General features: G+C 43.7%; 12 protein-coding genes. All 12 read right to left on the reverse strand.

Annotation, left to right across the window (positions count from 1 at the left end; genetic code table 11):
- Window positions 1-2 precede the first annotated feature (2 nt).
- Complete coding sequence (gene spoIID, locus CSV69_RS10380) at window positions 3-950, reverse strand: stage II sporulation protein D (RefSeq protein ID WP_085428160.1); 948 nt, start codon at window positions 948-950, stop codon at window positions 3-5.
- Window positions 951-1,036: 86 nt separating this feature from the next.
- Window positions 1,037-2,332 carry a UDP-N-acetylglucosamine 1-carboxyvinyltransferase gene (gene murA, locus CSV69_RS10385; protein WP_085428159.1) on the reverse strand — a complete coding sequence of 432 codons (1,296 nt, stop codon included), beginning with the start codon at window positions 2,330-2,332 and terminating at the stop codon, window positions 1,037-1,039.
- 746 nt (window positions 2,333-3,078) lie between these two features.
- Window positions 3,079-3,312, reverse strand: a complete 234-nt coding sequence (locus tag CSV69_RS10390) for a DUF1146 family protein (RefSeq protein ID WP_085428158.1) — start codon at window positions 3,310-3,312, stop codon at window positions 3,079-3,081.
- A gap of 77 nt (window positions 3,313-3,389) precedes the next feature.
- Window positions 3,390-3,794 (reverse strand): F0F1 ATP synthase subunit epsilon, encoded by a 405-nt coding sequence (locus tag CSV69_RS10395; protein ID WP_085428157.1) that lies wholly within the window; start codon window positions 3,792-3,794, stop codon window positions 3,390-3,392.
- Between the two features lie 24 nt (window positions 3,795-3,818).
- Window positions 3,819-5,234 (reverse strand): F0F1 ATP synthase subunit beta, encoded by a 1,416-nt coding sequence (gene atpD / locus CSV69_RS10400; RefSeq protein WP_085132717.1) that lies wholly within the window; start codon window positions 5,232-5,234, stop codon window positions 3,819-3,821.
- 33 nt (window positions 5,235-5,267) lie between these two features.
- Window positions 5,268-6,125 (reverse strand): ATP synthase F1 subunit gamma, encoded by an 858-nt coding sequence (gene atpG / locus CSV69_RS10405; protein ID WP_099625048.1) that lies wholly within the window; start codon window positions 6,123-6,125, stop codon window positions 5,268-5,270.
- Window positions 6,126-6,167: 42 nt separating this feature from the next.
- A complete protein-coding gene (gene atpA / locus CSV69_RS10410) occupies window positions 6,168-7,679 on the reverse strand; it encodes a F0F1 ATP synthase subunit alpha (RefSeq protein ID WP_099625047.1) in 1,512 nt (503 codons plus the stop codon).
- A gap of 24 nt (window positions 7,680-7,703) precedes the next feature.
- Window positions 7,704-8,240, reverse strand: coding sequence for a F0F1 ATP synthase subunit delta (locus CSV69_RS10415; protein WP_085428154.1), 537 nt, complete (start codon window positions 8,238-8,240; stop codon window positions 7,704-7,706).
- Window positions 8,237-8,788, reverse strand: a complete 552-nt coding sequence (gene atpF / locus CSV69_RS10420; RefSeq protein WP_369823302.1) for a F0F1 ATP synthase subunit B — start codon at window positions 8,786-8,788, stop codon at window positions 8,237-8,239. The genes CSV69_RS10415 and atpF overlap by 4 nt, the downstream gene beginning before the upstream one ends.
- A 145-nt stretch (window positions 8,789-8,933) precedes the next feature.
- Entirely contained in the window at window positions 8,934-9,146 is a 213-nt protein-coding gene (gene atpE / locus CSV69_RS10425; protein ID WP_029053447.1) for a F0F1 ATP synthase subunit C, read from the reverse strand.
- Window positions 9,147-9,216: 70 nt separating this feature from the next.
- Complete coding sequence (gene atpB, locus CSV69_RS10430; protein ID WP_083034955.1) at window positions 9,217-9,927, reverse strand: F0F1 ATP synthase subunit A; 711 nt, start codon at window positions 9,925-9,927, stop codon at window positions 9,217-9,219.
- Between the two features lie 32 nt (window positions 9,928-9,959).
- Window positions 9,960-10,328, reverse strand: a complete 369-nt coding sequence (locus CSV69_RS10435) for an ATP synthase subunit I (protein ID WP_085428152.1) — start codon at window positions 10,326-10,328, stop codon at window positions 9,960-9,962.
- Window positions 10,329-11,286: the final 958 nt, after the last annotated feature.

The following is an 11,286-nucleotide window of genomic DNA, read 5'->3' on the forward strand; positions in this document are numbered from 1 at the left end:
AGTTACGGGGATTTTAAACATCGATCTTCAGGTAAATTTATTTTTTGTATTTTTGTACCTGTATAATAGTGCGACAGAATTTGATCGGCGGTCCATCCTTTTTGCGCGAAAGCTTCCGCACCATACTGACTCATCCCGACGCCATGGCCATAACCAACGGTCGTAATAAGGACGATTTGATTGTTAACGTCATAGGCGATATTGAAATCGGTGGAAGCCAAATGAAGTTTTTCTCGGATCTGTCGTCCGCTCGTTTCATAGGGGCCTGCGATGATTTTCTGAACACGTCCCGTTTGATTACGCACGAGTTGTAGTTCGCGGAATTGGTTAGCATTCCAATTGAAACCGAGTTTACGATTCCACTCCGTTAATGTTAATTCTTGCTTGCGCTCAACGGTTGGCGCCACATCTTCTTCACCTGGGCTATCTACACTTTGTAAATATTCAACCGGATTGCCGCTGAAGTTTTGCGCGGCTTCCGTTTTGCCATTAGATGTAGAGAAAAACATGGCAGATATAATTTCTTCTCCATATACAATAATTTTACCTTCCGTCGCTTCAGCTGCTTGGCGGACTTTCTTTTCATTGTCTTTGAATGACTTGCCCCAGCGTTCTTTGCGCTCTGCTTCTGTACGATATACTTGCGCAGAGACGTCTTTGGCAATAGGCTTGACCCCTTTATCCGTGTTTCTAGCCGCATAGGTGCGAGCAGCAATTACTTGCGCCTTCAATGCTTCCGGATGAAAATCGGCAGGCATCTCTCCCGCTACGACCCCGACAACATATTCTTCTAACGGAATCGGCTCGTCCACACCTATGACCGTAATCAACACATCGCAGTACTTCTCCTCTCGCTGTTCTACCAGTTTCAACTCTGGCGCTTGTCTTACAAGAATAGGAATAATAAATAATGTGAAAATAATGAATAAAACGAGTAGTTTTTTGTACATACTAGACTATATGTTAGCGAACAATCGTGTATTCATTGTAAAAATCGAAAAAACCATGAACAGTAAACTGTCCATGGTCTTGAAGATTATGCTAATTGAGATTCAGTAACTTCTTGTTCAGTAGAGACACGTGTTATGTCTGCGCCTAGGGCTTTGAGTTTCTTGTCAAAGTCCACATAACCGCGATCTAAGTGAACCAATTCCGTCACACGTGTAATACCTTCTGCTACGAGTCCGGCTAGGATGAGTGATGCAGCGGCACGCAAGTCTGTGGCTGCGACTTCCGCTCCCTGGATTTTTGAAGGTCCTGAAACAATAACAGAACGTCCTTCAATTTTTACGTCTGCGTTCATACGGCGGAATTCTTCCACGTGCATGAAGCGATTTTCAAATACAGTTTCAGTCAACACACCGATACCGGTAGCTGTTAACATCAATGCCATCATTTGTGATTGCATATCTGTAGGGAAACCTGGATGCGGCATTGTCTTCAAATCGACAGCCTTAAGTGGGTGTTTCGCTGTGATACGAACCCCTTCATCCAATTCCGTGATGACTACACCCATTTCAGTTAATTTTGAAATCAAAGCAGTCGAGTGTTCAGGAACCGCGTTTTCAATCGTGACGTCTCCGCCTGTGATTGCTGCAGCTACCATGAATGTTCCTGCTTCGATACGATCCGGTATAATATGGTGAGTGGATGCATACATTGTTGTTACACCTTCAATACGAATGTTATCCGTACCTGCACCTACTACTTTACCGCCCATTTCATTGATGAAATTCGCCAAGTCGACAATTTCAGGTTCTTTCGCAGCGTTCTCGATGATCGTTGTACCTTCAGCGAGAGCAGCAGCTGTCATAATGTTTTCTGTTGCGCCTACGCTCGGGAAATCCAAGTAGATTTTTGCGCCTTTTAATCGGCCATCTACTTTCGCTTCGACATGTCCATGTCCAAATGAAATTTCCGCTCCCATTGCTTCGAAGCCTTTCAAATGTTGATCGATAGGTCTTGAACCGATTGCACAGCCGCCTGGTAATGCGACACGTGCGAATCCGTTACGCGCCAGTAACGGTCCCATTACTAAAATGGATGCGCGCATTTTACGTACAAATTCAAATTGTGCTTCGTCTGCCAGTCTTCCACGTGAATCTACGATGACTTCCCCGTTTTCCGGATCATGCGTGATCTTTGCGTTTAAACTTTTTAGCACTTCATTGATTGTCCGAACATCCGATAGGTTAGGAACATCACGAATGACGTTCACTCCTTCAGATGCCAATAAAGCAGCAGCCAAGATCGGTAATACCGCGTTCTTCGCACCTTCTACACGTACGTTCCCTTTTAAAGTCCGTCCGCCGTTAATAATAATTTTTTCCACCAATAGCCCCTCCGAGTCCAATTTATCCTTCATCCACAGCCTATTATCAAAAATCGTCTATAAACATTTTCATTGTTGAAGCCTAGTCATTTGTCAGTTTTCAAATTTAACATATAAAACATCTACTATTGTACCTTGTAAAACCTTACTAAACAAGTAACTTCCGGCGCAGTTTTGTGTTATTTCTTGCGTGATGTAGTATATGTTTTGATATGACACAATGTGATTGCAAATGACCCATTTATTTAGCCACATTACTGCTAATACCCGTTAATCCTACATTTTACACGTGTTTGCCGTTATTTTTATTACATGAATATTACAGAGTTGTGGCGAGGAAAGCCAATTTTTTGATCTGGTTGGGATTTTCGTTGCAGACGGGGGAACACTTTCCGGAGTCGTCCCCCGTCTTCCACTGCAATCCTAGTGATATTGTGTGAACGGTTGTTCTAATCATTAAAGTATCAGGTACATCTTATTAGTATTGAATAGATAGCGATGCAGTACATATAGTTGATTTCCGTTTCAGGCGGCGACTCCTGCGGGAACAGCGCGAGCTGAAAGCCCCGCAGGAAGCGTAGCGGACGAGGAGATTGAAGCCGTGCCCTCAGAACGCGTCCGCCCGGAACGGAAATCAACGGTGCTTATAAATTGACCAATTCTTTCTTTACCTTATTCGTTTTAATTTCCTTCAGCTAGAGTTCTGATTTCCGTTGTGAGGCTAGTAGAGCTTCAGCTGAAGGAAATCAAAACCAAGTTGCCCATCTTCCTGACCAATAGGATATGTCTAAAAAGAATTTTGATACGGTCGAGCCGATAGCAATACTTAGCAAAATAAACAAAAGTTGTGTTTGGAATACACGATTTTTTCGTATGATATTTTCTGGCAAGATCGCTTGTAGTGCATAGAAGCTAACGCCGATGAAGAAGATATGCGATACCATCGCGAGTAATGGATTGCTGCCTAGCATGCTGTCCATTGATTCCACTCCTTTTTTCTTGAATATAGAGAAAATGGACGGACAGAGATTGTCTGTCCGTCCATTTTAGTTATAGATTACATACGCTGTTCATACACTTGCATGCGGTTGATAGCACGTTTCAAATCAAGCTCGTGTAAGTTATGGGAAAGGTCATCAGTTTTTTTCTGAAGATCTTGCTCAGCTTTTTCAGCAGCTTTCTTTGCACGTGCGATATCAATGGACTCAGCCAGTTCCGCACTCTGTGCCAATACAGTGACCACTTCAGGACGGACCTCGATGAAGCCTCCGTGGACTGCGACTGTTACTGTTTTGCCATCTGTCTTTAGGCGAAGTGCACCAATTTGAAGTGGTGCGACCATTGCGATGTGACCGGGTAAAACCCCGATCTCACCAGCTTCGGTAACTGCTATCACCATGTTCGCATCCATTTCAACAACAGGGCCGTCGGGAGTGACGATATTCACTTTGATTTTACTCATTTTTTTCCCTCCTGGTCCCTTTTCTTAGACTTCTACACCCATAGCTTTTGCTTTTGCAATTACTTCTTCGATACGTCCAACTAAACGGAATGCATCTTCCGGCAAGTGATCATACTTACCTTCTAGAATTTCAGCAAAGCCTTTGATTGTTTCAGGAACTGGAACGTAAGAACCTTTTTGTCCTGTAAACTGCTCAGCAACGTGGAAGTTTTGTGACAAGAAGAACTGAATACGACGAGCGCGATCAACGATCTGCTTGTCATCTTCATCTAACTCATCCATACCTAAGATTGCGATGATATCTTGCAATTCACGGTATCGTTGAAGAGTTGTTTGTACTTCACGAGCTACACGGTAGTGTTCCGGTCCAACGATTTCTGCACTCAATGCACGTGAAGAAGAAGCTAGTGGATCCACAGCTGGGTAGATACCCATCTCTGAAAGTTTACGCTCCAAGTTCGTTGTTGCATCTAAGTGAGCGAAAGTTGTTGCCGGAGCTGGATCCGTATAGTCATCCGCTGGTACGTAGATTGCTTGGATCGATGTAACCGATCCTTTATTAGTAGAAGTGATTCGCTCTTGTAACTGACCCATTTCAGTTGCCAATGTTGGCTGGTATCCAACCGCTGATGGCATACGACCTAGTAGGGCAGAAACTTCAGAACCTGCTTGTGTAAAGCGGAAGATGTTATCGATGAACAATAGAACGTCTTGTCCTTGCTCATCACGGAAATACTCAGCCATAGTCAAGCCAGAAAGTGCTACACGCATACGTGCGCCTGGTGGCTCGTTCATTTGACCGAAGACCATTGCCGTTTTCTTGATAACGCCTGAATCAGTCATCTCAAAGTACAAGTCATTTCCTTCACGAGTACGCTCTCCAACACCAGCGAATACGGAAATACCACCGTGTTCTTGTGCGATGTTGTTGATTAATTCCTGAATTAGAACTGTTTTACCAACTCCAGCACCACCGAAGAGTCCGATTTTACCACCCTTGATGTATGGTGCAAGCAAGTCAACTACTTTAATTCCAGTTTCAAGAATTTCTACCTCTGTAGAAAGGAATTCAAATGTTGGTGCAGAACGGTGAATTGGGTCACGTTGTGAATCAGCAGGAACTGGCTCACGCAGGTCAATTTCCTCACCTAGTACGTTAAATACACGTCCGAGTGTAACGTCGCCGACTGGAACAGAAATTGGTGCGCCTGTATTAATTACTGACGTACCGCGTTTCAGACCATCTGTCGAGGACATCGCAATCGTACGAACTGCATCATCACCAAGGTGAAGTGCTACTTCTAAAGTCAATACTTCAACCACTCCGTTGGAACGATCGATATTAACCTTCAATGCGTTATAGATCGCTGGAAGTTGTCCGTTTTCAAACTTAACGTCGACAACCGGACCCATAACTTGAAGAATATGTCCATTACTCATGCTTTTCCCTCCTGTCTTACTGTTTCAAATCTATTATTCGAGTGCTGCTACGCCGGCTACGATTTCAGTGATTTCCTGAGTGATCGCTGCTTGACGAGCGCGGTTAAATTGTAATGTTAACGAATCGATTAGATCAGACGCATTGTCTGTCGCCGTCTTCATCGCTGTCATACTGGAAGCATGTTCGCTCGCTTTTCCATCAAGTACTGCTCCATAAATGAGACTCTCCGTGTATTGTGGGAGAAGTGTTTCGAGAATCGCTTCTGCTGAAGGCTCGAACTCATAAGATGAATTAGCTGAACCTGATGAAATATCTGTGAGTGGAAGCAATTTACGTTCAGTTGCTTCGTTGGAGATGGCGGAGATGAAGTGGTTGTAATACAAGAACACTTCATCATAAACGCCTTCTGTGAACATGCCAACAGCCCGATTCGCGATATCTTTTACTTCTTCAAAACGAGGGTGATCCGAAAGTCCGATCAGGCTTTCTTCGATCTGGTAACCCAGACGGCCGAAGAATTCATAGCCTTTACGACCGATCGCGATAATGACCACTTCATCTTTCGATTTATGGCGTTGTTCGATTGCACGGGTAACTGCACGGAAAATGTGCGCGTTGTATCCACCAACTAGACCACGGTCAGAAGTAACTACGATGTACGCAGACTTCTTAACGGGACGTGCTGTTAATAGAGGATGTCCGGAATCTTTCGTTACGGCTGCAATAGCACCAACTACTTCTTCTACTTTATCCATGTAAGGTACGAATTTCTTCGCATTCACTTCTGCACGGTTCAGTTTTGAAGCAGATACCATTTGCATCGCTCTCGTGATTTGACTCGTCTTTTTTGTTGAAGCAATACGGCTTTCTATCTCGCGTAAGGACGCCACTGGCTATTCACCACCTTTATTTTAAGATCCATTCAAGGAATATTACGCTTCAGAAACTACGAAATTTTTCTTGAATTCGTTGAACGCTGCGCTCATTACGTCATCAGCTGGAAGATCTTTCGTTGTACGGATATGATCATACACTTCCGTATGGTTGGATTCTAACCAGCTAGTGATTTCACTTTCAAAACGCAATACGTCTTTTACTGGAATATCGTCGAGGTAACCGCGTGTCAGTGCATATAGACTGATAACTTGGTATTCGACTTTCAACGGCTTGTTCAAGTCCTGCTTCAAGATTTCAACTGTGCGGTGACCGCGGTCCAGTTTCGCTCTTGTCGTAGGGTCTAGATCCGAACCGAATTGTGAGAATGCTTCTAGTTCACGGAATGCTGCCAAGTCCAAACGAAGCGTACCGGCAACTTTCTTCATTGCTTTAATTTGCGCTGATCCACCAACACGGGATACGGAAAGACCGGCGTTGATCGCTGGACGTACACCTGAGAAGAATAGGTCAGACTGCAAGAAGATTTGTCCGTCTGTAATAGAGATTACGTTTGTTGGGATATAAGCGGAGATATCTCCTGCTTGTGTCTCAACGAACGGCAATGCTGTGATAGATCCTGCTCCTAGATCGTCATTCAACTTCGCAGCACGCTCAAGTAAACGGCTGTGTAGGTAGAAGACATCACCTGGATATGCTTCACGACCTGGAGGACGACGAAGTAGCAAGGAAAGTTCACGGTAAGCTGCTGCTTGTTTAGATAGATCATCATAAACGATTAGCACGTGCTTGCCTGCGAACATGAATTCTTCTGCCATCGAAATACCTGTGTATGGTGCCAAGAATAGCATTGGCGACGGGCTAGATGCAGATGCAGTTACTACGATTGTGTAATCGAGTGCACCGTTTCTGCGTAGAGTTTCAACAACTCCACGAACAGTAGATTCTTTTTGACCAATTGCAACATAGATACAGATCATGTCTTGGTCAGCTTGGTTTAGGATTGCATCAATCGCAACAGTAGTTTTACCTGTTTGACGGTCACCGATGATTAATTCACGTTGTCCACGGCCAATCGGAACTAGAGCGTCAATCGCTTTGATTCCTGTTTGTAGTGGTTCGTGAACTGATTTACGCGCCATAACCCCTTGTGCAGGGCTTTCGATAGGACGAGTTTTTGTTGTGTTGATTGGACCAAGTCCATCAACTGGTTGTCCAAGTGAATTGACGACACGGCCGATCAATTCTTCTCCGACTGGTACTTCCATAATACGGCCTGTACGACGAACTTCATCGCCTTCTTTAATGTCTGTGTATGGCCCAAGGATAACGATACCTACGTTGTTCGCTTCCAAGTTTTGTGCCAGACCCATTACGCCGGTAGAGAACTCAAGAAGTTCCCCCGCCATGACATTGTCGAGGCCATGAGCAAGTGCGATACCGTCACCTACACGGATTACAGTACCTACTTCACTTACTTCCATTTCAGACTGATAATTTTCGATCTGCTGTTTGATCAGACCGCTAATTTCTTCAGCTTTGATGCCCATGTATGTCACCCCTCTTAATTCAAATTAATTGATTAATTGACGTTCAAGACGCGCTAACTTAGCGCTAATACTGCTATCGTAAATTTGATTGCCGATCTGAAGGCGAATGCCACCGATCAAGCTTGGATCAATTACGTTTTGAATATGCAATGATTGTTTCCCTACTTTATGCGCAAAGGCAGTAGAGATCGCTGAACTTTCTTCATCAGAAAGCAAACGCGTAGAGTAGACTTTCGCTTCGGCAACTCCGGAAGCTTCGTTAGCAAGTTCCAGGAAGTCTTCGATTAGATTGTCTATCTCTCCAATACGACCTGCATCGATCAACACATATAGTGTGTTCAAGACAAGTTGATTTGCTCCATTGAAAAGTTGTCCCATCAATTCTTTCTTCTGTTCTGGTGAGAACTTTGGCGAAACTAATAGTTCGTCAAACTGCTTTTCTGCAGCGAAGACTTTTTGCAATTCTTTTAAATCAGTTTGCACGGAAACAGTTTGTTGCTTTTCCTGTGCGGCTTCAAACAATGCTACGGCATAACGTTTTGCGATTACCGATTGGCTCATCGCCCTTCGCCTGCCTTCACAATCGTTTCTTCGATCAATGCGCGGTTATCTTCCTCAGAAATTTCTTTCCCAAGAACCTTAGACGCAGCCAAGATAGAAAGAGATACGAATTCTTCGCGTACTGCTGCAACTGCTTTCTCTTTTTCAGTAGCAATTTCAAGAGTTGCAGATTCTTTCATACGGTTCGCTTCAGCGCGTGCAGCCATAATCAGCTCTTCACGTTGAGTATCACCTTGTTTTTTCGCATTTTCTACAATAGATTGTGCGCTTTCACGTGCTTCTTTCAATAGAGCACGCTGCTCTTCAAGAAGCTTTGCAGATTCTTGACGACTTGTTTCGGCTTGTTCGATCTCGGTAGCGATTAATTGCGCTCGTTGATCCATCACGCCCATTAACGGACCCCATGCAAACTTCTTTAGAAGTACCATGAGAATCGTGAAAAATACTACAGTGACGATAATGTCGCCTAGGTTCAGACGTTGGTTTAAGCTAGCTAAAAATCCTGCGTCAGCGTTTGCTGATAAGAGGACGAAGGTATCCAACACGATTGTTTCACTCCCTTCAAGAGCTCATGACTCTTTGTTTCGTTCTTCTGCCAAAGCAGATGTATTCTATGTTCATTTCATTCATATGTTTTACCACATAAAGCATGGCGAAGACCTATTTCTACGTGCTTCGCCACCATTACGAAAATTATTTGTTCATTACGATAAACGCGATAACTGTTGCGATGATTGGAAGTGCCTCTACCAATGCAACACCAATGAACATTGTTGTTTGTAGAACGCCACGTGCTTCTGGTTGACGAGCGATCCCTTCAACTGTCTTAGAAACGATCAAACCGTTACCGATACCTGCACCAAGTGCTCCTAGACCAACTGCAATAGCTGCTGCTAATAATCCCATACCTGCCATTTTGTATTTCCTCCTAATATTCTTTGTAGTTTTGTTCCCCTATTCCGGGGTAAATATATGTTTAGTGGTCTGTGCTGACTTTGTGAGCCATATAGACCATCGTTAACATAACGAAGATAAACGCTTGGATTGCCCCGATAAATACCGAGAATCCGAGCCATGCAAGTGCTGGTATAACAGCTCCGGCAAGACCGAAGATGCTTGAAGCACCCAATGTTGCAAGCAAACCAATTAAGATTTCACCTGCGAAAATGTTACCGTAAAGACGAAGACCGAGTGTCAACGTATTTGCGAATTCCTCAATGATCTTCAATGGTGCCAAGAATGGAATCGGTTGGAAGTATGTTTTCAAATACTTGCCCATTCCGAGTTGTTTCACACCATAGTAATGCGTTAACGCAACAACTGTAGCAGCGAGGGTTAACGTGATAACTGGATCGGCTGTCGGTGATTTCCACCAAAGTTGGTGATCCCACACGATTGCGAATGGAAGTCCAATCATATTTGCAACGAATACAAACATGATCAAAGTGATGCCTAGTACGTGGAAGCGGCCTCCCGTTTTCCAGTCCATGTTATTTTTGATGATGCCTTTGACGAAGTCCATAACCCACTCCATGAAGTTTTGCATACCCGTAGGTTTCATTTGAAGCCGCCGCGTAGATGCAACTGCAATCAGGAAGACAATCAGACACGTTACAAATAACATCAGTATATTCGATGGGTTAAACCCGATCCCGAATAAAATAAACTGTGGATTTTCATGATTCACGTTTTTGTTCACCTCCCCTTGCTAGTAAAGTGTCATTGCTTCCATTGGAACAGCAGATGACCAGTAAACAGCAATGCGTAGGGTATCATTAACCCGATTACCGTGCTGATCAGATCAAACTCTTCCGGCATAACGAGTGCAATGGCCGTAGCCCCTACACCTGATGCAAAACGCAAGCCCATACCTAGTGACTTCGCACGTGTTTCCTCCGTAATGGATCGGTCAAACCGCTCCATACGTCGAACGAGAATCCAAAAGTTATACATTCCGAAAAGTGAACCTAAGATGAGTCCCGCGAAGATGGTACGGTAGTCCAAGAAGAACCAGCCGAGCACGAACAATGCAAGCAAAAAAAAGAAACTCTTCTTTTGCTGTGTAAAAATTTCCTGCATACTTTGCATTGTCGATTCTCCCAATTCGTATTTTGGATAACAGCGTCTGAAGTGTTCAGTAGTTCTCGACAATTGTCGAGAGATGAGTCTTTGTCGTTTAGATCATCTTTCAACGACATAGATTCCTTGCAAAGGAACCTGGAAATTGTAAGTGAATCGCAATTTTCCGTTCACCAGGTGACGTTGCTATGTGCGACGTCCACAAAGTTTTAGGATTTTGCGTTTCTGAGTGAAGACTTGAAACCTCTGAAACATGATTTCTGTACTCAATTTATGTATGAGTTCCTTATCAATCTTACCCTTTGTTAGCATACAATAGGGGCTTTTTGATGTCAATTGATTCTAGTGAATAAATTCACAATGTGTTCTCTTTGTCAAACATTCGACATATTTGTTTGAAGGCTTTGTATAAAGGTTTTGAAGGACTTTTGGTATGGATTTGCTTGGTTATCTTGTTTGAAGCTTTAACGTTTAAGTAGTTTGGATTACATTGGGTTACTTAATTTGAAAGTTGGCAGAGTGTTGGGGTGGGGATTTGCGCTTCGGAGGGGACGCTTTCCGGAGGGCGTGGCTTGAGCCGCTTCCTTCGCTGCGCTACGTCCAGGGTCTCAAGGCTCACGCTGATCCTCCCGGAGTCGCCCCCTCCTACGCTCCAATCCCTTGCAATGTAAGGAGGAGACACTTTTTGTTGTGCATTGAAATAAGTGTTGTAATGGTTTTTTGAACTTCAGTACTTGTATCTAAAGAAGTTAAGACAAAACAATAATTCAAATACTACCTACAATGAGCGATCTAAGTACTTCCACTATCAACGTAGGATGGAAGCGGAAGTTGGCGGCGACTCCCTCTTGAAAAGGTGATGATGACAAGGCTTGTCGCATTATTCTATTGACCCAAAAAGAATTTATATGACTAGTAAAGAGAATCGTCTACCTGAAAGTACATACTTTTGTAGATACTGTAAGTA

Origin of the sequence: Sporosarcina sp. P26b (assembly GCF_002743245.1) — a bacterium.
In the GTDB taxonomy this organism is placed as follows: Bacteria; Bacillota; Bacilli; order Bacillales_A; family Planococcaceae; genus Sporosarcina; species Sporosarcina ureae_C.